This is a genomic window from Arthrobacter sp. B3I4, assembly GCF_030816855.1.
In the GTDB taxonomy this organism is placed as follows: Bacteria; Actinomycetota; Actinomycetes; order Actinomycetales; family Micrococcaceae; genus Arthrobacter.
Genome location: NZ_JAUSYK010000001.1, coordinates 2,443,559 through 2,468,501, shown reverse-complemented (window position 1 = coordinate 2,468,501; position 24,943 = coordinate 2,443,559). Strand labels below are relative to the sequence as shown.

Below are 24,943 nucleotides of genomic sequence, written 5' to 3'. Positions count from 1 at the left end.
AACGCCGCGAACCGCCGAGTGAGGCCCGTGACGGCCGCCTCGGGCGGGGCCGCAACGGGCCGAGCAGCGGCAGGCAGTCCCGCAAGAGCGGGTCCCGCGGCACCTTGCCGCTCGCCGGTGCCCTGGGCCACACTCGCTGCGGCAGCGTCACGCAGGGATTGCCAGCGGCGCGGCTGCACCTGTTCACCGGCCATCACTGACGGCCACCCCTCTCGGAGGTCCGCATCAGACGCTGACCAGCGGCAGCAGTGTCTCCAGGAGCTTGGGGCCGACGCCTTCCACGGCATCGAGCTCCTGCACGCTCCCGAACCTGCCGTGCTGCTTTCGCCAGTCCACGATGCGCTGGGCGAGGATCGGACCAACCCGCGGCAACGTGGCCAGCTCCTCGGCGTCTGCAGTGTTTAGGTTAACCTTTTGGGTCGGCGTGCCTGACCGGCCTGACCCGGCTCCATCGGACTCGGACCCACCCTGCCCGGCTCCACCGGACCCGGCGGAACCGCTAACCGCCGAACCACCGGAAGGACTGGCCGGGTCCGCGGCGTCCGGGCTTCCGCGTTCTTGAACCAGGATCTTCTGCCCGTCCTCCAGCACCGCGGCGAGGTTCAGCCGGTCCAGGTCAGCGGCGACGGTACTTCCGCCGGCTGCCTCGACGGCCTGGTGCAGCCGGCTTCCGGCGGGCAGCTCCACCACGCCCGGGCTGGCCACCGCCCCCGCCACGTGGACGACAATGATGCCGGCTGTTGCGGTGCCCGTCCCTGTGGCACCCGCATCGACAGCACCCGCCGCAGCGCCTTCCGCTGCCCCTGAACCGGCAGAGCCGAGGTCAGTTGCGTCGGTTGCCCTTGTGCCGGTCGGCGTAGCCGCGGCTGGCCGGTCGAGAGGCTTGACGCGCGGAGCGCCGTCGGCCGCCTGCCACCAGAACCAACCGCCCAGCAGCACGGCGACCACCACGAGTAGAAGGGCGGAAGCTCGGCCGGTGCGCCACCTGAACACGGCGGGGGCAGGAGTCCGGCCTTCAGTGGAAGGCACCCCACGCAGCTGCGCCTGGGGCGGTGGCCTGTTTTGCCCCCGGCCCTCCTCCAGCCCGTCCGGCAGCGGCTCCGCCAGCGGTGCAGCGAGGAGCTGGTCATCACTCGGACCGAGGCTGGCCGCCCAGCGGTGCCGCGCCACGGCGGTTTGGCTGCGGGCACGGGGTTCCAAGGGTCGTCGCGGCATACCTCCAACCGTAGGAACACGGCCGGGGCCCGCACAGGCGCCGGAACGACTATGTGGAAAGCTGCTAGGTGGAAAGCTCCTAGGTGGAAAGAGTCCCGGGGCTCCCGGCCGTCCCCGCAATCACGGAAAGCGGGGTACTGCTCTCCCCCACGATCACGGCCAGTACCCCGAGCCCAGCGTGGGCGGCAAGCACGGCCGGCAGCGAACTGATCTGTGCGGGCGGGCAGCCGGGCAGCAGCCGACCCAGACGGGCCGCCAGCTGCTCTGCCTCGGCGGGGTTGCCAAAGTGGTGAACGGCGACCCGAGCTTCCCCGTCGGGGCGGGACAGCGCATCCGCCACGGCAATTTCCTCCAGCCTCGCAATGGCCCGGGCGGCCGAACGGACCTTTTCCAGCGGCACAACTTTGCCGTCGTCGACGGCCAGGATCGGCTTGATCGAGAACATCGTGCCCCACAGCGACGCGGCGGCACCGATTCGTCCGCCGCGGCGCAGTTGCTCGAGGCTGGGCACATAGAAGTAGACCTTGGTCCGGGCCAGCCTTTCCTGCGCGAAGCTCCGGACCTCCGCCGCGCTCCGACCGTCGGCTGCTGCCACGACGGCGCTCTGCACGCCCATGCCCTGGGCCATTCCGACGGTGCGGGAGTCGAGAACTTCCACCGGGATCCCGACCCGGGCTGCGGCGAGCCGGGCGGAATCCGCAGTGCCGGAGAGTTCTGCGGAGATGTGGACCGAGACGATTGACTCAAACCCCCGCGCCGCCGCCGCGAGATAGGCCTGTTCGAACTGCCCGGGCGAGGGCCTGGACGTCCGGACCGGAACGCCGCTGGCCAGGGCCACGGCGATGGTCTCGGCGATGTCGTCCTCACCCTCGCCGTAGATCTCGTCGCCGACCATGACGGGCATCGGGACCACGGCCAGGCGGCCGTCGGCGGTAAAGTCGCGCACCCACTCCGCGGGCAGCGCGGCCGCGGAATCGGTGACCACCGCTGTCCTGGCGGCGGCCGCAGGCATCGGCTCCGGCACCGCACCGGGCCGGGTGGCCTGACGCAGCCGTGTAAGCCGCTCACGCAGCCATGGCCAGCCCGGAGGCTCACGGTCGGGCACGGCGCACCTCCTGGGAAGAGTTCCGGCCGCCGGCTGGTGCCGGCGGCCGGGTTAACGACTAGGTCGGAAATGTCCCGTATCGGCTAGGCCGGGACGATGTTGACCAGTTTAGGCGCCCGCACGATCACGGTGCGGATACCCCGGCCGTCCAGCGCACGCTGGACATTCTCGGAAGCCAGCGCCCAGTTCGCGTAGCTCAGCCTCGGAAACGCCCGGAGACACTTCGAGCCGGTCGCGCACCTTGCCCTGGACCTGCACGACGGCGGTGACGGTGTCCTGCACCAGCAGCGCCTCGTCGTGGGTCGGCCAGCCGGCGTTCGCAACAGACGCCGGGTGCCCGAGGACATTCCACAGGTCCTCCGCGGTGTACGGAGCGAACAGGCTGAGGATCACCGCTACAGCTTCGACGGCTTCACGCACGGCCGGGTCCGCGCCGCCGGCCCCGCTATCGATGGTCTTACGCGTCGCGTTGACCAGTTCCATCAGCTTGGCCACCACCACGTTGAACTTGTTGGCATCCAGCAGCGCCTCGGCGTCGGCGATGGTGCGGTGCGTGACTGTGCGCAGCGCCCGGTCACCGGAGGTGAAGTCGACGCCGGGTTCGCTGGTGACATCCTGGCCGAGCCGCCAGGCGCGGGCCAGGAACTTCGCGGAGCCCGACGGCGACACATCCGCCCAGTCGACGTCGTCCTCCGGCGGGGAGGCGAAGATCATGGTCAAGCGCACGGCGTCGACGCCGTACTTGTCCAGCTGCTCGCCCAGGTCCACGCCGTTGCCCAGCGACTTGCTCATGGCCTTGCCGCCGTTGAGCACCTGGCCCTGGTTCAGCAGCGCGCGGAACGGTTCGTCAGCGTCGATCAGGCCCATGTCGTGGATGACCTTGGTGAAGAACCGGGCGTAGAGCAGGTGCAGGATGGCGTGCTCGACGCCGCCGACGTACTGGCCCACCGGCATCCAGTCGTTGATCTTGGCCGGATCGAAGGGGCCTTCGGTGTAATCGGGCGAGACGAACCGCAGGAAGTACCAGGACGAGTCCACGAAGGTGTCCATGGTGTCCGTGTCGCGCTTGGCGGGTCCGTGGCAGGAGGGGCAGTCCACGTTAACCCAGGCCTCGGCGGCGGCGAGCGGGGAGGTACCCTTCGGGGACAGGTCCTCGCCGCGCAGGTTCTCCGGCAGGGTGACCGGCAGCTGGTCGTCGGGGACCGGCACCTCGCCGCAGGCCGGGCAGTGGATGATCGGAATGGGGGCGCCCCAGAACCGCTGGCGGCTCAGCAGCCAGTCGCGCAGGCGGAAGTTGACGAACTTCTCGCCGGTGCCCTGCTGTTCCAGAATGCCGATGGCAGCCGGGATGGCCTCGGCTTTGGGCAGACCGTCGAGGGCGCCGGAGTTGATCAGGGTGCCCTCGCCGGTGGTGGCGGTGCCCGACACGGCCGGGTCTTCCTCCCCGGTGTCCACGACCGCGCGCACCGGCAGGTCAAAGGTCTTGGCGAAGTCCAGGTCGCGCTGGTCGTGGGCCGGGACGGCCATGATCGCGCCGGTGCCGTAGTCGGCCAGGACGTAGTCCGCCGCCCAGACTGGCAGCTTCTCACCGTTGAGCGGGTTGACCGCATACCGTCCGGTGAAGACGCCGGTCTTTTCCCGCTCGGTGGACTGGCGTTCGATTTCCGAGAGCGCCTTGACCTGTTCGCGGTACGCGTCCAGGGCCGGTGCGTGTTCGTCGGTGACCAGCTCGACGGCGATCGGCGCGTCCGCGGCGACGACGAAGAACGTCGCGCCGTACAGGGTGTCCGGCCGGGTGGTGAAGACCGTGACGTCCTTGGCGGGCTTGCCGCCGTCGGCCTCAACCACGAAGTTGACGTGTGCCCCTTCGGAGCGGCCGATCCAGTTTTTCTGCATCGCCAGCACGCGCTCGGGCCAGTGCCCGCGCAGCTCTTCCATGTCGTCCAGCAGCCGGTCGGCGTAGTCGGTGATCTTGAAGTACCACTGGTTCAGGGACTTCTTGGTCACTGCGGTACCGCACCGTTCGCACGCACCGTTGACGACCTGCTCGTTGGCCAGCACGGTCTGGTCCTTGGGGCACCAGTTGACCGGCGAGTTCTTGCGGTAGGCGAGTCCGCGTTCGTAGAAACGCTTGAACAGCCACTGCGTCCAGCGGTAGTAGCCGGGATCGGAGGTGTGCAGCCGCCGGGACCAGTCAGCGGAGATGGCGTAGCGCTTGAATGACGCCGCCTGGGTGTCGATGTTGGCGTAGGTCCACTCGCTGGGGTGCGCGTTGCGCTTGATCGCGGCGTTCTCTGCCGGCAGCCCGAAGGAGTCCCAGCCGATCGGGTGCAGCACGTCGAAGCCTTGCTGGCGCAGGTAGCGGGCGACGACGTCGCCCATCGCGAACGCTTCGGCGTGGCCCATGTGCAGGTCGCCGGACGGGTACGGGAACATATCCAGCACGTAGCGCCGCTCCTTGGAGCCGTCATCCAGGGGCGTGAAGACCTTGAGGTCCTCCCAGACCTGCGGCCATTTGGCCTCCATGGCGGCGAAGCTGTAGGCGCCCTCTTCGGGGCCTTCGTTCGCGACGGCTGCTGCTGTTCCGGTCTCTGTCTCCGGCTGAACGCTCACTGCTGGCCTCTTCTGTTCTTTCAATCTGGTCGGATCAGGCTGTCCCGCCTGGTCCCTTGGTCCCCTGCTGCTGCCCCGGCAACTGGCCCGGACACACAAAAGCCCCTCACACGGAGGGGCTGCCGCTCGGCAATCCGGGTTGTCGCCGGGATGCCGGGCGGCTAGCTAAGCAGAAGGATCGCGCGCATACGACTACTTTAGCGCACCCACACCCCGCCCAATCCGAACCACGTCGATCCGAGCGGCTGGAGTACGGACGCAATGGAGAGGGAGGCCGCACCCCGCCATGGTGTGGTGGGCACCGCGAGGGGCCCCCTGCTGCGAGGGCCCCGACACGAGCTTGCGAGTGTCAGGGAGCAGCAGGGGACGGGCGGGGCGGGTGCGGCCTCCCTCGACAGAGGCTGGAACTTACTTCACGTCCTCGTCGACCCAGTCCATGGACTTGGTGACGGCCTTCTTCCAGAGACGCATCTGGCGATCCCGCTCGGCCTCATCCATCTGCGGCTCCCAGCGCTTGTCCTCGGACCAGTTGGCGGAGCACTCGCCGAGATCCTTCCAGAAGCCGACGGCGAGGCCTGCCGCGTAGGCGGCGCCCAGCGACGTCGTCTCGACGACCTTCGGCCGGATCACCGGAACGCCAAGGATGTCCGCCTGGAACTGCATCAACGCGTCGTTGGCGACCATGCCGCCGTCGACCTTCAGTTCCGTCAGCGGCACACCCGAGTCGGCGTTGACGGCGTCGAGCACCTCGCGGGTCTGGAACGCCGTGGCCTCCAGCGCCGCGCGGGCGATGTGGTTCTTGTTCACGAACCGGGTCAGGCCGACGATCGCGCCGCGGGCATCGGAACGCCAGTACGGAGCGAACAGGCCGGAGAAGGCCGGGACGATGTACACCCCGCCGTTGTCCTCGACCGAAGCGGCGAGGCGCTCCACCTCGGGGGCGCTGCTGATCATGTTGAGGTTGTCGCGCAGCCACTGCACCAGCGAACCGGTCACCGCGATGGAACCCTCCAGCGCATAATGCGGCTTGGCGTCGCCGAGCTTGTACCCGACCGTGGTCAGCAGGCCGTTCTTGGAGTGGACGATCTCCTCACCGGTGTTGAAGATAAGGAAGCAGCCCGTGCCGTAGGTGTTCTTGGCTTCGCCGGTATCGAACGCAGCCTGGCCGAACGTGGCCGCCTGCTGGTCACCCAGGATGCCGGCGACCGGGACCTCGCGCAGCAGCTGGGAGGTGTGCACGTTGCCGTACACCTCGGAGGACGACTTGATCGCCGGCATCATGGAGGCCGGGACGCCGAAGGCATCCAGAATCCCCTGGTCCCAGGACAGCGTTTCAAGGTCCATGAACATGGTCCGGGACGCGTTGGTCACGTCGGTGACGTGCACGCCCCCGTCCGTGCCGCCGGTCAGGTTCCACAGCACCCAGCTGTCGGTGTTGCCGAACACCAGGTCGCCGGCTTCGGCCTTCGCGCGGGCGCCTTCGACGTTGTCGAGGATCCATTTGATCTTCGTTCCCGAGAAGTAGGTCGCGAGCGGCAGGCCGACCGTCTGCTTGAACCGGTCCGGACCGCCGTCCTTGGCCAGTTCGTCCACGATCGACTGGGTGCGGGTGTCCTGCCAGACGATTGCGTTGTAGACGGCCTTGCCGGTGGTCTTGTCCCAGACCACCGCCGTTTCACGCTGGTTGGTGATGCCGACCGCGGCGATGTCGTGCCGGGTGAGGTTGGCCTTGGACAGCGCCGAGGCGATGACCTCGCGGGTGTTGTTCCAAATCTCGGCCGGGTCGTGCTCCACCCAGCCGGCCTGCGGGAAGATCTGCTCGTGTTCCATCTGGCCGGAGGAAACGATGTTGCCGCTGTGGTCGAACACGATGGCGCGGGTGCTGGTCGTTCCCTGGTCAATGGCGATTACATACTGGTTCACGTTGACGTCCTTGTCTGTTGGCCTAGCGGTTGAATGTGATGCGTACGGTGGTGGTTCTTACGAGGCTGCAGCGGTCGCGATGATCGGCACGATCGCGGCGACGATGCCGGCGAGACCGCCGCCGACCAGCGGTCCGACGACCGGGATCCAGGAGTAGCTCCAGTCGGAGGAACCCTTGCCCTTGATCGGCAGCAGGGCGTGGGCGATGCGCGGACCAAGGTCACGGGCCGGGTTGATGGCGTAACCGGTGGGGCCGCCGAGGGAAACGCCGATGCCGACCACCAGCAGGGCGACGGCCAGCGGGCCGAGTCCGGACGGCGTCCCGCCGAAGGTCAGGATGACAAAGACCAGGACAAAGGTGCCGACGATCTCCGTGATGAGGTTCCACGGCGTGGAGCGGATGGCCGGGCCGGTGGAGAAGACGCCCAGCTTGCTGGCCGGTTCCGGCTCGACATCGAAGTGCTGCTTGTGGGCAAGCCACATGACCACGGCACCCAGGAAAGCGCCGAGCAGTTCCGCGCCGAAGTAAGTCAGGGTGGAGCCGAAGTCGACGGGGACTCCCGGGGCGTACTCCTTCTTGCCGTTAAGCAGGAGGCCGAAGGTGACGGCGGGGTTCAGGTGCGCACCCGACTTGGCGGCGACGAAGACACCGGCGAAGACGGCAATGCCCCAACCCCAGGTAACCATCAGGAACCCGCCGTTGTTGCCTTTCGTGCCCTTGAGCGCCACGTTGGCCACAACGCCGCAACCCAGCAGGGTCAGCATTGCGGTGCCGAATACTTCGGATAGGAAAACTATTCCAAGAGACATCTTTGACTCCTCTATTTTCTGTTGTCGTTCCCCGCGAGTTTGAGGGAACGTTGGACCGGCAGCGTTTGCGCGCTGCCGGTCGGTCACTGCCGGGGTCCCCGGAGGGAACCGGGATCCTCGGCAGTCTTTGTGCCCGGGCTAACCCATCCGGGCACACAAGCTGTCAGGCGACCAGGCTGTGGACCTGGACGCCATGGAAACGCTCAAGCACCTCCTGGGCGTGGTTGATCTCGGCGGTGCGGGCGGCCGCGTCCCAGCCCAGCGGGCCGGACAGGACCTCGGCGACCTCGTTCAGCAGTTCACCCGTCACGAGCCCGCGGAAGGCAAGCGAAGTGCGGCGAATGAGTACGTCGATCAGGTGTCCCACCTGCTCGTTTTGGGCCATGAACTCCAGCTCACGCACGCTCAGCTCCCGGGTGGAGCGCAGCGTCCGGTCGGTTCCGGCGTCGAGGTAGGCCATCACATCCACCGCACGCGTGCCGTAGCGGGTGAGCAGGCCGGCGGTCCGGTCCGCGTCCCGGTCCGCGGACATGTGGGCCTTGATCCAGCGCTGGATGCCGTCTTCGGTCTCGGGGAAGCCGGCGCCGCCGCCGATGGCCAGTTTCGCCGTCGAGACCTTCCGCTCCTGGCCGAGTTCGGCCAGGACGTCGTCGCTCAGGTGCTCGGCGAGGGCACGGAAGGTAGTCCATTTGCCGCCCACCAGGCTGAGCACAACCGCACCGTCCTCCCCGGTTGCCGGGCCGCGGCGCTCGATCCGGTAGTCGCGGCTGACGAATCCAGGCTGGGTGGCGTCGTGCTTGGGCAGCGGGCGGACACCGGCGAAGGTGTAGACGATCTGCTCCCGGTCCACGGCGACGTCGGGGAAGACGTGCCCGATGAGGTCGAAGAAGTAGTCGATTTCGGCCTCGGTGCACACCGCGTCCTCGGCCATGTCGGCGTCGACGTCGGTCGTGCCGACCAGGACCCGGTCGCCCATCGGGTAGATCAGCACGATCCTGCCGTCGGTGTGCTCGAAGAAGATTTCCCGCCCCTGGCAGGCGGCCAGCAGTTCCGGGTGGTCCAGGACGATGTGCGAGCCCTTGGTGCCGCCCATGAAGGCCGAGGCGGCACCCATGGCCTGGTTGGTGAGGTCCACCCACGCGCCGGTGGTGTTCACCACGACGTCGGCGTTGAAATCAAACACCTCGCCGGTCAGCTCGTCACGAAGCTGGACGGTGCTGGCCTTGCCCGCGGACGCTGCCTGCATGGATACCAGGGAGAGGTAGTTGCTGGCGCGGGCGCCGTTGCCGCCGGCCTGGCCGGCCTTCTCGCCGTCCTGGAGCACGTCCAGGGTGAGCCGCTCAGGGTTGTGGACGGAGGCGTCGAAGTAGGTGGCGGCGTACTTGATGCCCGGGTGGAGCCGGGGCAGTTCGGCCAGGGCGCGCTTGCGGCCGCGGAACTGGTGGCGCGGGACGGTGCCGCCGTCGCGGGAGAAGAAGTCGTACATGCTCAGGCCCAGTTTGATCAGGAAGGCGCCGCGCTCGGTGTGCTTTCCCTGCTTGTGAGTGAGGAACCGCAGCGGCGCGTTGAGGATGCCGGAGAACGTGCTGAAGATGGGAATGGTGGTCTGCAGCGGTTTCACGTAGTGCGGGGCGATGCGGAGCAGCCGGTTTCGTTCGACTACCGACTCCTGGACCAGGCGGAATTCGCCGTTTTCGAGGTACCGGATCCCGCCGTGGATCATGTGCGAGGAAGCGCCGCTGGCGCCCTGGCAAAAGTCGCCCCGTTCGACGAGGGCGACGTCAACACCCTGCATGGCCAGATCCCGGAAGGTTCCGACGCCGTTGATGCCCCCGCCGATGATGAGGACCTGCGCGTGGGGCCGGTTCCGCAATTGCTGCACGGATGTGCGCTGCCTGCTCGACGCCGAATGACCGGATGAAACCTTGTTTCCCAAAACTGCTCCTTGGGGCTTGACGCTGCGCCGCGCGCTCTCAGGCGCGCCGCCGTTCACCACTATTGTTTGGACTAATGGAAAATGGAGTCAAGCACTATGCACAAACGTGCAGAACGGAGCCGAGATGTCCCCTACCCGTCCGTCTGACGCCCTCCGGGCCGCCCAGCTGTATTACCTGCAGGATCTGACCATGGACGCGATCGCACGGGAGTTGCGGACTTCCCGCTCGACGGTGTCGAGGCTGCTCTCCGCGGCCCGGGAAACGGGCCTGGTACAGATCCAGATCCGCAGCCCGCTGGACACCGGCCCGGAGCTGGCGAGCAGGATCCGGGCCGAGTACAAGGTCGACGTCCATGTCGTTCCGGTGGTAGACACGCTGAATGAAGCGGAAACGCTGGACCGCGGTCGCAATGCAGGCCGCCCGGACGATCGGCCCCCTGGTGGATTCGAACGCGATCATCGGGGTGGCGTGGGGTTCCACGTTGAGCGCGGTGAGCAGGCACCTGACCCGCAAGATCACGCATGACAGCGTCATTGTGCAGCTCAACGGCGCGGGAAACATGCAGACCACGGGCATTACCTACGCTTCGGACATCATGCGCCGGTTCGGCAGCGCCTACGGCGCACGGGTGGAGCAGTTCCCGGTGCCGGCGTTCTTTGACCACGCCGCAACGAAGAAGGCGATGTGGAATGAACGCAGTGTCCAGCGCATCCTGCAGTTGCAGTCCCGGATGAGTATCGCCATCTTCGGTGTCGGATCGGTCGACGCCGACTACCCCAGCCATGTTTACGCTGGCGGTTACCTGGACGAGGAAGACCTCAACGTCCTGGCCGGGTCCGACGTCGTCGGCGACGTTGCCACGGTCTTCTTCCGCGCCGACGGATCGTCCGACGGAATTACCTTGAACGAACGCTCCACCGGGCCGGATCTGGCCCAGCTCCGGCAGGTACGGCGTCGGATTTGCGTGGTGTCGGGTGCGTCCAAAATCAACGGGCTGCGGGGCGCCCTCGCCGCCGGCCTGGCAACTGACTTGATCCTGGACGAGGCCAGTGCCCGGCGCCTGATCAGCACCGAGGGCCTTGCCTGACCCTGGGCCGGCGCCGGGGGACCTACGCCGGCAGGCGGTCTACGGTACGGGGTCGACGGCGGACTGGGAGCCCAACGGCACGGGGCCGACGGCACGGGTCGGCGGCACGGCGTCGACGGCGGACTGGGTAGAGTCGTTGCTATGAGAATTTCCCCCCGGGTGGCCCTGAACAACGGTGTGCTGATGGACCGCCTTGGGTTTGGGCTGTACAAGGTGCCGCCGGCCGAGGCGGCAGGACTGGTCACCATGGCGCTGGAAGCCGGATATCGCCATTTCGATACGGCGGCGATGTACGGGAACGAAGCCGGGGTGGGAAAGGCGGTCGGCGCCCTGTCCGCCTTCGACGGTTCGGCCGGCGGCTCCGGCGAGCTGCATCCCGCGATCGGCCGTGAGGATCTGTTCCTGACCACGAAGCTGTGGAACGACGACCAGGGTTATGATTCGACGCTGCGTGCTTTCGACACGTCTGTCGCCAAGCTCGGTCTTGAATACGTCGACCTCTACTTGATCCATTGGCCCTGCCCCCGGCGCGGTCTGTACACCGAAAGCTACCGCGCGCTTGAGACGCTGTACCGCGAAGGCAGGGTCCGCGCCATTGGCGTGTCCAACTTCCAGCCCGCCCACCTGGAACGCCTGCTCCAGACGGCGGAAGTGGTACCGGCCGTGAACCAGATTGAACTGCACCCTTGGCTCCAGCAGGCCGAGCTGAGGGCGCTGCACGCATCTCTCGGGGTCACCACGGAAGCCTGGAGCCCCCTCGGACGCGGACAGGTGCTGCAGGACCCGGTGGTGTTGGAACTGGCAGCGGCACACGGCCGGACCGCCGCGCAAATCATACTGCGCTGGCACTTGGAACTGGGCAACGTCGTCATCCCCAAGGCCAGCTCCTACGCCCGCATCCACGAAAACCACGACATTTTCAGTTTCACCCTCAGCACCGCAGACCTGGACGCCCTCGCAGGGCTGGAGCGCGGCTTCCGCACCGGTTCCAATCCGGACAACGTCAACTAGGACCCGAACGAATGGAACACGTGGCCGCCGAGCCTTCTCCCCTGGAGCCCCTCTTCAGCGCCAATTTGGAATCCCGCAGCAGCAGTTCAGCGGTGGACCTGAACGGCACCCGCGTCGCCTACTGGAGCTACCAGCCGGTCAGGCAAACTCCGGAAACCCGGACAATCCTGGTGATCCACGGTTTCCGCGGGGACCACCATGGCCTGCTCCGCGTGGCCGATCAGCTGCCCGACATGCGCCTGATCATGCCGGATCTGCCGGGCTTCGGCGCCTCGGGCGCGTTCCCGGCGGGCGGCCACACTGTCAGCGGTTACGGCCGGTTCATCAGCGATTTCATGGCGGCTCTCGGCCTGGGGCCGGACACTGTGCTGCTGGGACACTCCTTCGGGTCGATCGTCGCCAGCCACTTCGTGGCGGACCATCCAGGGTCGGTCGCCGAGCTGATCCTCATCAACCCCATTGCGGCACCCGCCCTTGAGGGACCCAAGGGTCTGATGACCAAGGCCGCGGTGCTCTACTACGAAGCAGCCGCCCGCCTCCCCCGCGGTCTCGGCAATGCGTTGCTGCGCAACCAGCTCATCGTCCGTGTGATGAGCGAGACGATGGCCAAGACCAGGGACAAAACCCTGCGGCGGTTCGTACACGCGCAGCACAGCGCCTATTTCTCCGCTTTCGCTGACCGTGACAGCCTGCTCGAAGCTTTCAAGGCTTCGGTGGGAAGCAACGTCGCCGAAGTGGCACCGCGGCTGGCCCTCCCGGTGCTGCTGGTGGCCGGTGAGAAGGACGAAATCGCCTCGCTTCCCGATCAACACAAGTTGCTGCCTCTGCTGCCGGACGGGACGCTGGAAGTGATTCCCGACGTCGGGCATCTCATCCACTACGAAACCCCGGAGCCTGCTGCAGGTTTCATCCGCCGCTTCCTGAAGGACCATGCCGCGTGAAAATCCTTATTGATGCCCGCTTCACCCGGCTGGACCACCACGACGGGATCAGCCGCTACGGCTCCAGCCTGATTGCCGCCGCGAGCAAGGTCGCCGACGTTTCCATGCTGATTAGCGACACCCGCCAGTTGGCGTTGCTGCCCGACGTGCCCTACACCCTGATCAACAGTCCGCTCTCGCCGGCCGAGTTATTTGTGGCGGCCAAGGTCAACCGGCTCGGCGCTGACGTGGTGGTCTGCCCGATGCAGACCATGGGCAGCTGGGGTCGAAACTATGCCCTGGTCCTGACCCTTCATGACCTGATCTATTACGAGCACCCGGCGCCTCCGGGATTCCTGCCGGCCCCGGTACGGGTGCTGTGGCGGGCTGTACCACAAGGCATTCTGGCCGCAGCGGCTGTTGCTGAACCGGGCCGACGTCGTCGCCACCATCAGCTCGACCACCGAAGCGTTGATTGCAAAATACCGGCTCACCAAGCGCCCGGTGCGGATCGTCGGGAACGCGCCGCAGCCGGGGCTCACACCGCGGGATCCGGGCGCCGGGGCGGACAAGACGTTGCTCTACATGGGCTCGTTCATGCCCTACAAGAACGTCGAGACGATGGTCCGGGGCATGGCCGAACTCCCGGAGATGACCCTGCACCTGCTGAGCCGGATTACCCCGGAACGCCGGGCTGAACTGGAGGCCCTGGCCCCGAACGCGGTCGCGGGCAACATCGTGTTCCACAACGGTGTAACGGATGCCGAGTATGAGGAGCTGTTGGCCTGCGCCACCGCTTTGATCAGCCTGTCCAAAGCCGAAGGCTACGGCCTGCCGCTGGTCGAGGCGATGTCGCACGGCACACCGGTCATCGCGAGCGACATACCGATCTTCCGTGAGGTGGGCGGGGACGCTGTCAGTTATGTGGATCCTGAGTCCCCGTCGGACTTTGCTGCGGCCGTGCGCGCGCTCGAGGAGCCTGCACTGTGGAAAGACCGCTCCGTCCGTGCGGTGCAGCGCGCCGCGGAGTTCAGTTGGGACGAGTCGGCACGGCGGTTGCTGGCGGCCGCGGAGGAAGCGGTGGCCCTGTGGGCAGGCCGTAAGCGTCGCTAGCGTTGCTGGCCCTCTGGCGGCGCTGGTGTCGCTGGTGTCGCTGGGCTGCCGGCGACGCGAGGCACCGCTGGCTACGCCGGGACCGCCCCGGGCTGCCCTGGGGCTGTTGATGGTGCTGACGGTGCTGGGCTGTTGGCACCGCCAACTCCTCGGGGCCGCTGGCAGGCGCCAACTCCTCGGGGCCGCTGGCAGGCGCCAACTCCTCGGGGCCGCTGGCAGGCGCCAACTCCTCGGGGCTGCTGGCAGGCGCCAACTCCTCGGGGGCGCTGGCAGGCGCCAACTCCTCGGGGCTGCTGGCAGGCGCTAGGCAACGCTCTATCTCCTGAGGTGGTCCGGCGCCCGCCGTCAGGCCGAATGGAACCGTAGATCCTTCGACAAGGTGCGCCTGCCCGCATACCACTGCCAGTCCGGGAAGGAGCGGGCGTGCAGTTCCCTTTGAGGCTCCAACCGCTTTAGCAGGTTCAGGAGCAGTCCCTCGAGCAGCACCAGTTTCGAATCCTCCATCGGGCTGACTCGGGCATGGGCGTCATCGTCGAGTTCCCAGTCCGGTGGGGGCTCGCGGTCGAATACGGGGTCATCCGGTAGGAGCTCATCCGGCAGGAGCTGACCGGGCAGGAGCTCACCGGGCAGGAGCTGACCGGGCAGGAGCTCACCGGGCAGGAGCTCATCCGGTAGGAGCTGATCGGGTAAATTGGGTGGTTCCCAGTCCTGGTGTTCGCTGGGGTAGGTCCGTCCGGCCGGTGAGGTCCAGCCCGGCGGATGGTCTTTGTCCGCCCTTGTCGGGGTCCAGGCCGAGTTGTGTTTGAGGCTGTGGTGCTTGCGGCAGGGCTGGCCGAGGTTCGAGATCCCGGTGGTACCTCCGTCGGCCCAAGCCAGCAGATGGTCCGCCTCGTTATCCAGCGATGGGTTGTTACACCCCGGAAAGGGGCATCTGCCGTCGCGGAGCCGCAGCCATTGCCGCTGCGCCTTGGTCAACCGGTAGCTTGTCCGGCCGATCTCCAGCGGCGCTCCATCCCGTGGATCCGTCAGCACCCGGTAGAACGAATCCGCGCCCTCGGCGACGAGCCGCCGGGCCATCGACGGAGGGACCGGGCCGTACCCGTCGAGCATCGCCGGTTCATCCGTAACACCCATGAGGGACAGGACCGGGACGGTGACCAGCACCTGCGCCCGCGGCGACAGCACGTCACCGATCAGGCCCGCCCCGGAGAAGTCTCCAGCTCCCAGGGCGAGACCGGCGGCAGGGGCCTCAGGGCCGTCCCCCTCGCCCGCGCCGGCAGTGTGGCCACCGGTGCCGGTAACCGCCGTGCCGGTGGGTGCCAGGTAGCCGCTTTGGAGCAGGGTTGCGGCGACGTCTGCGCGCAGCTGGGTCAGGGTCCGGGCCTCGTCCGGGGATTGCAGGGCGCGGGCTTCGGCGGTGGTCCGCGCCCAGATCCCCGCCGCTGTGTCGGCGGGCAGGTAGGTGTTGAACCACGCCATCCCGTCGTTGTCCGGCAGGAATTCAACCCGGCGGTCGAGCACACTGCGGGTGTGCCGGGCTTCGATGCTGGCCGGGTGGTGTCGTTCACGCCAAACGCGTGCTTTCGCCCGGAACCGGCCAGGGACCAGGTCCCCTGCCAGGCAGCCCCGCGCCCGATCCGGAACCCCCATACCGGGAAAATAGGGTGCCAGGAAGTTCCGCTCCAAAGCAGCCGCGGCCGCCGGGTCCAGGTTCGTCGTCTCATCGACCAGCACCCGGGCGTGCTGCCAGGAAATATGCCCGGCCTGCAACGACGCCAGCGTCAACGGCAACACCGTCGTCAACGTCACCGCCTGGCACAACAACGCCCCGGCAGTACGCTCACTGACCGTCAACGCGCACGCGACCTCCGCGGTCTCGGCGACCTGGCGCATCATGCGGTCCCTACCAGAGCCGGCCGGGGACGCCACCGACTCCTCCGCCGCGAGGTACTCGGCGGCGAACCGGGCTTTCACCGCCGCGGACCCCGCCTCAAACCGCGCCACCGCCGCCATTCCATCCAGACATGCATCCGCCAACTCCCGCAACGGATCAGCATCAAACACCGGACCGGCATCAGCATCGGCATCGGCAGCATAGGCACCGGCGCCGGGGTCAGGCAAAGAACCGGCATCGTTCACAGAGCCCCTGTCCGGTTGACCCTGACCGGCGGGCCGGGGACCGGCGGCGGGCGGATCCCAGCATTCCGGCCCGACGCCCACGGAGGCAGCGAACGCCACCGCAGAAGCAGCCAGCGCCGCCACCGCCGCCCTGGTCTCCGCACTCAAAGCCACACCGCTTCTCACACCACAAAGACTAAAAGCAGGCACTGACGATTTAGGGCGATTCCTCAGCGCGGGCGCTGTGTGGCCGCGAACCCCGCTATCACTGCGGAATCCGCTGTGTGGAACGTCCGCCACTTCGAGTCAACGTCCACCCATCGCGCGGGTTGGCCAGGCTCAGGTGTCAGTTCCGAGGCCGGGTCAGCGACCGTCCAATAGGACAGGTTCAACGTCGGCGGCCAGTCCTCCCGGTACGCGCGGGCCGCCGCAAAAGCCGGACGAGCGTCCACGAGGAGCTCGAGTCCAGTTTCTTCGGCAAGCTCTCGAATTGCACCCTCTCGCTGAGTTTCGCCCGGCTCCACCCGACCGCCCGGCGGTACCAAGCCCCGCCAGCAGTGCTCAACGACGAGGATCCGCCGGAAGTCCGGTGTGAACACCCAGACATCGGCTGCCAGCGGACGCAGCTCCGGCAGCCACCGCGTTCGGAACCAGTTGGCAAGGTCTTCTTCCCCGGCATGGGCCGCCGTCATGTCGCGGACGGCTGCCTCGATGACACGTCCGTCGTACATTGGCATCCCCCTCGATTGCAGTACTCGGCCGGCGCGGACTCCGCCGGCGCAGCGCAGCCCCACCTAGAGGACGTCGACGCCGTCCAGCCGCACCTGCACCGGATCGTCGGTACGCTTCGCCGCTGCCGCCGCCTTGACTGCGTGCAACGCCTTCGTGACGTCGCTGGCCTGGCCGTACGGGACGAACAGCAGGGTTCTGACATCCTCACCGCTTCGGCGCTCCGCCGCCGGTGCCGACCCAGCGCCGGGGCCCGAAAGCGGTGCCGGTCCGGCCGTACGCAGCACGATGCCTTGTTTAGCCAACCCCGTTTCGACGGCGTCGGTGAAGTGCCCGACGGCGGACCTTCTGCCCGTGATGGACGCGATCCGAACGGCGGGCGGCAGCGACAACTCCTGCCGCAGGGCAAGTTCGCGGCCTGCGTACCCCGCCGGGTCCCAACGCAGCAGCGCCCCGACCCCGGCAGTGTCCTCCGCGGTGATAACCACCAAGCCGCCCTCGGACGCGGGGCGGACCAGTGCGGCAGCGTTGAACCAGCGGCGCACAGCGTCCTCCCCCGCCCGCAGATTTTCGCGGCGCAACAGCGAATCACCGTCGAGCAACAGTGCAGCGGCGTAGCCTCCGGCAGCCACCGGCTCGGCACCCACGGTGGCGACGACCAGGGCTTTCGTGTCCGGCACCGTCGCCAGGACACGGTCACCGGAAGAGTTCACCACCGGCTTGCCGGGAAACGCACGTCCCAACTCCTCGGCAGTCCGCAGCGCTCCGGTGGCTCCGCGGCGGAGCCGAACCCCGTTGCAGTGCAGGCAGCGCCACTGCGGAGCCGCTGCTGAACACCACTTACACACGGGTACCGCGCCGCTGCCGGCTGACCCGGACATGGCCAACGGGCCGTTGCAGGCCGTGCAGCGGGCTTGTTCCCGGCAGCGGTCGCACACCAGGGACGGCGCGTAGCCGGCCCTCGCCACCTGGACCAGCACCGGTCCCCGTTCCAGCCCCTCCTTGGCCGCTCGCCATGCGGCGCCCGGCAGGCGTGCGACGCGTGCCAGCGGATCGCGCTCCTGTTCAAAGCTGTCGGCCGTGTTGAGCACGCGCGGAACTGTCCTGCGCACCACCGAGCGGTCCGCCTCGACCGGGAAAGCCCAGCCGGATTCCACCAGCCGTTGCGTTTCCGTGCTGCGGGCGTGCCCGGCGAGCAGGCAGGCCGCCCCCTCATGAGCGGCACGGAGCAACAGAACCTCCCGTGCATGGGCATAGGGGGAACGCTGCTCGATGTGCAGATCATCGCCGTCGTCCCAGCACACCACCAGGCCCAGGTCACGCACCGGAGCGTAGGCGGCGGAACGCGTCCCCACGACGACGTGCGCCGCACCGCTGAGCACGCGCAGGAAGTTGCGGTACCGCGGGGTCGGGCCGTCGTCGGCGGTCAGCCGGGCAATATCCCCGGCCGGGAGAAGCTCCCGCAGCGCCGCTTCCGCCCGGTCCAGGTCGCGGTAATCGGGCACCACGACGACGGCGCCCCGGCCGGACCGGCGGACGGCGGCCACGGCTTCGGCCACCAAGTGGGGCCAGCCGCCGGGGCCGAATCCCTGCAGGGCGCTCAGCGCCGCCCTGGGCGATTCGCCAGCGGCCAGGTGCTGCAGGAAGGCTGGGCCGTTGCGGTACTCTGCCCAGTGGGAAGCGGCAGCCGACACCGGCGGCACGCGGTCGCCGCCGCCGTCAGCGGCGAAAAGTGCCGGGTCCAGCACGCCGCCGGGCGCGAACTCCTTTTCGAGCCGGGCCATCCGTGGTGGGACCGCAACACGGATCACGTCGCTGACCGTGCCGGCATAACGGGCCGCCACCTTCGCGGCCAGCCCGGCGACCTCGGCCGTGAGTACCGGCACCGGGGACACCACTTTGTGCAGCGGAACCAGGGCATGGCCTGCGTCGGACGCAGCCGTGCGCTCAACCAGGAACCCGCCGAGCTCCTGGCCGCCGAATTTAACCCGCACCCGGACGCCCGGACGGGCCGCGGCGTCCAGCTCGGCCGGCACGCTGTAGTCGAACGGCCGGTCCAAATGCGGGAGAAAAGAGTCCAGCAACACCCGGGCCACCGGCAGCTCCCCGGCCAGGGTAGGCCCCGCGGCAGCCGCCGAGGCTGGGAAGCCGTGCAGCAGTGAGAGCTGGAGTGGCTCCTCCGGCGCTGCTGCACCGGCCCGGGCATTTTGCACGGTACCTGCCTCCCTTCTGTGGCTGCCGGGGCTGACGCCGCCGGCGGTCGGCAGTCCCTCACGGATAACACCTGCTGACATAAATCCTGTAGCCAGGCCCCCGTTCGGCGGCCTGGCTACAGCACATCACACAGCTATGACAATTTCGATCCGGGACGTACGGGCGCCGGAACGTCCTGGCACTCTGACGCGACGTCCGGGCGGGACGGTCGGCGCCTCGGTAGGCGTCTTACGCGTTGAAGAAGGCCTTCAACGCGTCGACGCGGTCCAGGCGTTCCCAGGTGAAGTCCGGGTCTTCCCGGCCGAAGTGGCCGTGCGCGGCCGTCTTGGCGTAGATCGGGCGCTTCAGGTCCAAGGCGTCGATGATGGCACGGGGGCGGAGGTCGAAGATCTCGGCGATGGCTGCGCTGATCCGGGCCGGGTCCACGGTTTCGGTCCCGAAGGTTTCCACGTAAGTACCCACCGGGCGGGCCTGCCCGATCGCGTAGGCGATCTGGATTTCAGCGCGCTTGGCGAGGCCGGCCGCCACCACGTTCTTCGCCACCCAGCGCATCGCGTAGGCTGCGGAGCGGTCAACCTTGGACGGGTCCTTACCGGAGAAGGCGCCGCCGCCGTGCCGGGCCATGCCGCCGTAGGTATCGACGATGATCTTGCGGCCGGTCAGCCCGGCGTCGCCCACCGGTCCGCCGATGACGAAGGCGCCGGCGGGGTTGAGAATGTTGCGGGACCGGGAAGTGTCGAGGTTGGACATGGCCATCACCGGGTTGACCACGTGCTCGGCCAGGTCGGCGCGGAGCTGGTCCAGGCTTGCGCCCTCAGCGTGCTGGCTGGAAATGACGACGGTCTCGACGGAGACCGGACGGTCACCGTCGTAGCCGACCGTGACCTGGGTCTTGCCATCGGGCCGCAGGTAGTCCAGCTGGCCGGACTTGCGGACCTCGGTGAGCCGTTCAGAGAGCCGGTGCGCGAGCCAGATCGGGACCGGCATATACGACGGCGTCTCGTCGCTGGCATAGCCGAACATCAGTCCCTGGTCCCCGGCACCCTGCAGGTCGTAGTCATCTTCCTGGCGGCCTTCGCGCGCTTCGAGGGAGTTGAACACGCCGCCGGCGATGTCGTTGGACTGCTGGCCGATGGACACCGACACGCCGCAGCGGGCGCCGTCGAAGCCGTTGGCGGAGGAGTCGTAGCCGATCCCGAGAATGGTTTCCCGCACGATCTGCGGAATCTCCACGTAGGCATCAGTGGTGACTTCGCCGGCCACATGGACCAGGCCGGTGGTGGCCAGGGTCTCCACCGCCACCCGGGACTCCGGATCTTTGGCGAGCAAAGCATCGAGGATCGCATCGCTGATCTGGTCGCAGATCTTGTCGGGGTGTCCTTCGGTCACCGACTCTGATGTGAAGAGCCGGAGCGAGGCGGGCGTGGACCCGTGGAAGTCTGGAATCTGCAGCGGTAAAGTCACTCAACTACCTTACTGGTTAGGAAACGGGCGTCCGGCGGCGTGAGTCCCCTGCTAAGGAGACCTTGATTACCCCAGCGCTCAAGCCGGCGGAACGGCCCGGCTCAACTCGGCGCTGATGCGGTCGATCACGGCAGCCGCGACGTCGGACTTCGTACCCGACGCCTCTTGGGGTTCGGAGCCGGAGCGGGCAAGGATGACTACGGCGTTGTCGTCCAAGCCGAAGACCTGGTCCTTCCCGACCTGGTTGACCACGAGCAGGTCGCAGGCCTTGCGGCGCAGCTTTGCCGCGGCGTACTCCAGCACGTCGCCGTCGGCGTCGCCGGTTTCGGCGGCGAAGCCGACGATCAGCTGATTACGGGAGGCGGCGTCGCGGACCTCGACCAGTTCACGCAGGATGTCGGGGTTGCGAATCAGGGTAATCACCGGGTCCGCGGCGTCGTCGCGCTTCTTGATCTTGGTTCCGGAGACATCGGCGGCGCGAAAATCCGCGACGGCGGCGGCCATGATGATGACGTCGGAGTCCGCCGCCGCATGCAGGGCAGCCCGGCGCAGTTCCAGTGCGGTTTCGACCTGCACCACCTCGACGCCGGAAGGCGCGGGAACGTCCATGTGGGCGGCCAGGAGCCGGACGCGGGCGCCGGCCGCCTGGGCCGCGACAGCCAGAGCCACGCCCTGCTTGCCGGAGGACCGGTTGCCCAGGAAGCGGACCGGGTCCAGGGGTTCCCGGGTGCCGCCGGCGCTGATGGTCACGGTGAGTCCGGTCAGAGGTCCGACGGCGGCGGGCGCTTCGGCGCGAACCGCTTCGGCGAGAACCGCTTCGGCGCGAACCGCTGAGTTCAACACGTCGGTAGTCAGCGCGTCCGACGCCGGCGAGTCCGGCATCGGCACGTACCGCGCCAGCGCGTTCTCGTCGGTAGTCGGCGCGGCGGGCGTCGGCGCGTCGTCCGTGGGCAGGTCGGACGCGTCCTGCGCCGGCAGGTCGTCCGCCGGCAGGTCCGGTGCGTTGGGGATGGCCGAGGCTGCGGCCAGGGCCACGGCCGCAGCGAAGATCGCCTCCGGCTCGGGCAGCCGGCCCGGACCCGAATCCGCACCGGTGAGTCGGCCGGTCGCAGGCTCGAGCACGGTAACACCGCGGCTGCGCAAGGTTTCCACGTTCGCCTGGGTGGCCGGGTGGCGCCACATCTCGGTGTGCATCGCCGGAGCCATCAGCACCGGGCCGCCTGCCATCAGGAGCGTGTTCGTCAGCAGGTCGTTAGCCTGGCCGGTGGCGGCGCGCGCGAGCAGGTCCGCCGTCGCCGGTGCCACCACTATCAGCTCTGCCTCGTGCCCCAGCCGGACGTGGTTGACGATGTGGACCTCGTCGAAGACGCTGTTGCTGACCGGATGCCCGGAGAGGGCCTCCCAGGTGGCCACACCGACGAAACGGGTTGCAGCCTCCGTGGGAATGACGGTGACGTCATGACCGGCTTCAGTAAAAAGCCGGAGGAGCGATGCCACCTTGTAGGCGGCAATCCCTCCCCCGACTCCGAGGACTATGCGCACGTGACCTCCGTCAGGCAGCAGAGCAATTACTCTGCGGCGGCTTCAATCGGCGTGGAAACGAGCTTGCCTTCGTTGATCTCGCGCAGGGCGATGGAAAGCGACTTTTCATTCAGCTTGGTGTCAACCAGCGGGCCGACGTACTCGAAGAGGCCCTCGTGCAGCTGGGCGTAGTAGGCGTTGATTTGGCGGGCGCGCTTGGCACCGAAAATCACCAGTCCGTACTTCGAATCGGCAGCCTTCAGCAGCTCGTCGATCGGCGGGTTGATGATGCCTTCAAGGTTCGTGGACACGAATTCTCCAAATTCTTACGGGCCATTCCGACCCTGCGGTTAGTGCGGGTGCGGCGTGAGCCCCATGAGTGAAACAAGCTCGTCCGCTGCCCGACGTACGTCATCATTGATGACTGTGTGGTCGAACTCCGGTTCAGCGGCTAGTTCTACTTTACCGGTTTCCAGCCGTCGCTGCTGTTCCTCCGCGGATTCCGTGCCGCGGCCTACCAGACGACGCACCAATTCTTCCCAGCTCGGCGGGGCAAGGAAGACGAACTGGGCGTCCGGAACGGCCTGCTTCACCTGGCGTGCGCCCTGCAGGTCGATCTCCAGCAACACGGAGCGACCCTCGGCAATGGCCGCATTGACCGTGCTCTTGAGGGTGCCGTAAGTGTTCTGGCCGTGCACCACGGCCCATTCCAAGAGCTCGCCCGCCCGCCACGAGGGCGTCAAACTCCTCTTTGGACTTGAAGTAGTAGTGCACCCCGTCGATCTCACCGGGCCGCGGAGCGCGCGTGGTGGCCGACACTGAAAGCCAGACTTCGGGGTAGTTGTCCCGGATATAGGTCGAGACGGTGCCTTTGCCAACAGCCGTCGGACCGGCGAGGACTGTCAGTCCCGGTTTCTTGCTCACATGTTCCTTTAGGCGGTGGGGAAGCTCGGTGGCCGAGCTACTTCTCGTTCATAAAATCTACCAGCGCCGCGCGCTGGTGGATTCCCAGTCCCCTTACCCGCCGGGAAGCAGCAATCCCGAGCCGGTCCATAATCGCCACGGCACGTACATGCCCGATTCGCGGCAGGGCCTCCAGCAGCTCCACAACACGCATGCGGGCGATAGCTTCGTCCGTCTCCGACGCGCTGAGCAGCTGCGCGATGGACAGCTCCCCTGACTTCAGCCGGTCCTTGGCTGCGGCCCGCGCCACCCTCGCCGCGGCAGCCTTCTGCAGGGCGTCGGCACGCTCCTCCGGCGTGAGTGGTCGCAAGCTCAACTGAGGTCCTCCCTGCATTGTCAGCCCAGACCACGCAAACGGCCTGGTCAGACGAGACCATGAAACGGGCCGCGCATACCCCGGCCGGTACCGCGGACTTGTCCTGAACTTACAGTCTGGAGTCGCCGGAAAGCAATGGATCGCTTCCGGCGCTACAGCTGCGGCCGACGCCTAATTGGCCAGGCGGCAGCCGTGGGGCTGCGGGTCGTGGCGTAAGGGGCTGCCGGGACAGTCGGCGCTGGCCGTTTGCCATAGATGGCCGGAATACCAGGTCCATAGCGGCCTTCTGCGACGAATCGGCACAGCCAAGGCTGCGGGCCAGCCCCAACCCGGCTGTCCCAGCGCGGAGGGTTAGCGGTGTACTTCTGCCCCAAAACGCCCGCCACAACATGGCAGGTAGGCTGGGCGGCGTCACCCGTTCGCCGCAGAGGGCCGCAATACCGATTCCTTAGCGGCCATCTGTGGCGAATCGTCGCAGCTAGAGCCGCTGACGTGCCCAGCCCGGTCTGACGGCACAGCCGGCGCGTCACCCGTTCGCCAGAGATGGCCGCAATACCGGGCCCTTAGCGGCCGTCTGTGGCGAATCGTCGCAGCTAGAGCCGCGGACGTGCCCAGCCCGGCCCGGCGGGACAGCCGGCGCGTCACCCGTTCGCCAGAGATGGCCGCAGTGGAGGGCCCTTAGCGGCCGTCTGTGGCGAATCGTCGCAGCTAGAGCCGCGGACGTGCCCAGCCCGGTCTGACGGGACAGCCGGCGCGTCACCCGTTCGCCAGAGATGGCCGCAATACCGGGCCCTTAGCGGCCATCTGTGGCGAATCGTCGCAGCTAGAGCCCCGGACGTGCCCAACCCGGCCTGACGGGACAGCCGGCGCCCTCCGTTCGCCACATACGGCCGCAATACCGGGCCCTTAGCGGCCATCTGTGGCAACCGACGCAGCTAGCCCCGCAAGCCCGGCCCACAAACGCCATTCCGCCCAGGCGGATGAGCCCCGATCGCTATACGGCGCGGAGTTCGTCCAGGGTCCGTTGCGCCGCAGCCTGCAGCGCCGACGGCTGCGGGCCGGCGGCAAGGATGTCCCGGCTGGAGGTGCCGAGCACCTGGCCGTAGGCGCTGCCGAAGGTGCGCCGCAGGTCCGCGGCAGTGGCTCCCTGGGCGCCGAGGCCCGGCGCCAGGATGGGCCCGCGGACCGCTGCGAGGTCCAGGTCCAGGTCCGCCAGGGCGGACCCGACGGTGGCGCCGACGACGAGTCCCACCGACCCCAGGCCCCCGGCGTAGCGCTGGTTTTCGACGGCGGCAGCGCGGGCGATGCGGCGGGCCACTGAGTCCGAGCCGCCGACGTGCTGCACGGAGGCGCCTTCCGGGTTGGACGTCAGGGCCAGGACAAAGACGCCGCGACCGGCCTCGGCCGCGAGGTCCAGGGCCGGCCGGAGGGATTCGAAGCCAAGGTACGGGCTCAACGTCACCGCGTCGGCGGCCAGTGCTGAGCCGTCCCGCAGCCAAGCATCGGCGTAGGCGGCCATGGTGGAACCGATATCCCCGCGCTTGGCATCGGCGATGCTGAGCACGCCCGCCTCGCTGCAGGCCGCCAGGGTGCGTTCCAGCACGGCGATGCCGGCGGAACCGTGCCGCTCATACAGCGCGACCTGCGGCTTCACCGCGGCAGCGAGCGGCCCCACTGCTTCAAGCACGGTCAGGGAGAAGCGCTCCAGGCCCGCGGCGTCGTCGTTCAGCCCCCAGCGCTGCAGCAGCGCCGGGTGCGGATCGATGCCGACGCACAGCGGCCCGCGCTCGGCCATCGCACGGCCGAGCCGGGAGCCGAAGGGCTCCCGGCCAGGCATCGCACCGAAGGGCTCCCGGCCAGGTGTCGCACCGGAGGCGCCGATAG

General features: G+C 67.9%; 15 protein-coding genes and 4 pseudogenes. 4 read left to right on the top strand and 15 right to left on the bottom strand.

The window, feature by feature from the left end; genetic code table 11:
• Positions 1–225: 225 nt before the first annotated feature.
• The 6 genes and pseudogenes from QFZ61_RS11780 to QFZ61_RS11755 form a co-directional block, all read right to left on the bottom strand.
• Complete coding sequence (locus tag QFZ61_RS11780; RefSeq protein ID WP_307036218.1) at positions 226–1,215, bottom strand: ComEA family DNA-binding protein; 990 nt, start codon at positions 1,213–1,215, stop codon at positions 226–228.
• A 79-nt stretch (positions 1,216–1,294) separates the two neighbouring features.
• Entirely contained in the window at positions 1,295–2,320 is a 1,026-nt protein-coding gene (locus QFZ61_RS11775; RefSeq protein ID WP_307036216.1) for a DegV family protein, read from the bottom strand.
• 83 nt (positions 2,321–2,403) lie between these two features.
• A pseudogene (gene leuS, locus QFZ61_RS11770) lies at positions 2,404–4,933 on the bottom strand (leucine--tRNA ligase).
• Positions 4,934–5,341: 408 nt separating this feature from the next.
• A complete protein-coding gene (glpK, locus tag QFZ61_RS11765) occupies positions 5,342–6,856 on the bottom strand; it encodes a glycerol kinase GlpK (protein ID WP_307036214.1) in 1,515 nt (504 codons plus the stop codon).
• Between the two features lie 57 nt (positions 6,857–6,913).
• Positions 6,914–7,666, bottom strand: a complete 753-nt coding sequence (locus tag QFZ61_RS11760; protein WP_307036212.1) for an MIP/aquaporin family protein — start codon at positions 7,664–7,666, stop codon at positions 6,914–6,916.
• A gap of 163 nt (positions 7,667–7,829) precedes the next feature.
• Positions 7,830–9,602 (bottom strand): glycerol-3-phosphate dehydrogenase/oxidase, encoded by a 1,773-nt coding sequence (locus QFZ61_RS11755; RefSeq protein ID WP_307036210.1) that lies wholly within the window; start codon positions 9,600–9,602, stop codon positions 7,830–7,832.
• 124 nt (positions 9,603–9,726) lie between these two features.
• Here QFZ61_RS11755 and QFZ61_RS11750 point away from each other — a divergent pair.
• The 4 genes and pseudogenes from QFZ61_RS11750 (at position 9,727) to QFZ61_RS11735 (ending at position 13,734) form a co-directional block, all read left to right on the top strand.
• Positions 9,727–10,690, top strand: a pseudogene (locus QFZ61_RS11750) (sugar-binding transcriptional regulator).
• Positions 10,691–10,831: 141 nt separating this feature from the next.
• Positions 10,832–11,701, top strand: a complete 870-nt coding sequence (locus tag QFZ61_RS11745; protein ID WP_307036207.1) for an aldo/keto reductase — start codon at positions 10,832–10,834, stop codon at positions 11,699–11,701.
• A gap of 11 nt (positions 11,702–11,712) precedes the next feature.
• Positions 11,713–12,642, top strand: a complete 930-nt coding sequence (locus tag QFZ61_RS11740; protein WP_307036205.1) for an alpha/beta fold hydrolase — start codon at positions 11,713–11,715, stop codon at positions 12,640–12,642.
• A pseudogene (locus QFZ61_RS11735) lies at positions 12,639–13,734 on the top strand (glycosyltransferase family 4 protein). The gene QFZ61_RS11740 and the pseudogene QFZ61_RS11735 overlap by 4 nt, the downstream one beginning before the upstream one ends.
• Before the next feature lie 345 nt (positions 13,735–14,079).
• Here the strand turns inward: QFZ61_RS11735 and QFZ61_RS11730 are convergent.
• The 9 genes and pseudogenes from QFZ61_RS11730 to pyrF form a co-directional block, all read right to left on the bottom strand.
• Positions 14,080–16,038: a DUF222 domain-containing protein gene (locus QFZ61_RS11730; RefSeq protein WP_373427154.1), complete on the bottom strand. Its 1,959-nt coding sequence runs from the start codon at positions 16,036–16,038 to the stop codon at positions 14,080–14,082.
• A gap of 44 nt (positions 16,039–16,082) precedes the next feature.
• Entirely contained in the window at positions 16,083–16,583 is a 501-nt protein-coding gene (locus tag QFZ61_RS11725; RefSeq protein ID WP_307036202.1) for an NUDIX domain-containing protein, read from the bottom strand.
• A gap of 63 nt (positions 16,584–16,646) precedes the next feature.
• Positions 16,647–18,875, bottom strand: coding sequence for a primosomal protein N' (locus tag QFZ61_RS11720; protein WP_307036201.1), 2,229 nt, complete (start codon positions 18,873–18,875; stop codon positions 16,647–16,649).
• Positions 18,876–19,023: 148 nt separating this feature from the next.
• Positions 19,024–20,259 carry a methionine adenosyltransferase gene (metK, locus tag QFZ61_RS11715; protein WP_307036199.1) on the bottom strand — a complete coding sequence of 412 codons (1,236 nt, stop codon included), beginning with the start codon at positions 20,257–20,259 and terminating at the stop codon, positions 19,024–19,026.
• A 78-nt stretch (positions 20,260–20,337) separates the two neighbouring features.
• A complete protein-coding gene (locus QFZ61_RS11710; RefSeq protein WP_307036197.1) occupies positions 20,338–21,801 on the bottom strand; it encodes a phosphopantothenate--cysteine ligase family flavoprotein in 1,464 nt (487 codons plus the stop codon).
• Positions 21,802–21,827: 26 nt separating this feature from the next.
• Positions 21,828–22,091: a DNA-directed RNA polymerase subunit omega gene (rpoZ, locus tag QFZ61_RS11705; RefSeq protein ID WP_138769242.1), complete on the bottom strand. Its 264-nt coding sequence runs from the start codon at positions 22,089–22,091 to the stop codon at positions 21,828–21,830.
• Positions 22,092–22,130: 39 nt separating this feature from the next.
• Positions 22,131–22,704: pseudogene (gene gmk / locus QFZ61_RS11700) on the bottom strand (guanylate kinase).
• A gap of 37 nt (positions 22,705–22,741) precedes the next feature.
• A complete protein-coding gene (gene mihF, locus QFZ61_RS11695; protein ID WP_307036194.1) occupies positions 22,742–23,059 on the bottom strand; it encodes an integration host factor, actinobacterial type in 318 nt (105 codons plus the stop codon).
• 994 nt (positions 23,060–24,053) lie between these two features.
• On the bottom strand, positions 24,054–24,896 hold the full coding sequence (gene pyrF / locus QFZ61_RS11690) for an orotidine-5'-phosphate decarboxylase (RefSeq protein WP_307038159.1): 843 nt from the start codon (positions 24,894–24,896) through the stop codon (positions 24,054–24,056).
• Between the last annotated feature and the right edge of the window lie 47 nt (positions 24,897–24,943).

Bases quoted from the DNA above. Each gene is read 5' to 3' on its own strand.
- QFZ61_RS11745 (WP_307036207.1), top strand. From the start codon at position 10,832: ATGAGAATTTCCCCCCGGGTGGCCCTGAACAACGGTGTGCTGATGGAC.
- pyrF (WP_307038159.1), bottom strand. From the start codon at position 24,896: ATGCCTGGCCGGGAGCCCTTCGGCTCCCGGCTCGGCCGTGCGATGGCC.
- QFZ61_RS11760 (WP_307036212.1), bottom strand. From the start codon at position 7,666: ATGTCTCTTGGAATAGTTTTCCTATCCGAAGTATTCGGCACCGCAATG.
- QFZ61_RS11740 (WP_307036205.1), top strand. From the start codon at position 11,713: ATGGAACACGTGGCCGCCGAGCCTTCTCCCCTGGAGCCCCTCTTCAGC.
- QFZ61_RS11780 (WP_307036218.1), bottom strand. From the start codon at position 1,215: ATGCCGCGACGACCCTTGGAACCCCGTGCCCGCAGCCAAACCGCCGTG.
- QFZ61_RS11725 (WP_307036202.1), bottom strand. From the start codon at position 16,583: ATGTACGACGGACGTGTCATCGAGGCAGCCGTCCGCGACATGACGGCG.
- QFZ61_RS11720 (WP_307036201.1), bottom strand. From the start codon at position 18,875: ATGTCAGCAGGTGTTATCCGTGAGGGACTGCCGACCGCCGGCGGCGTC.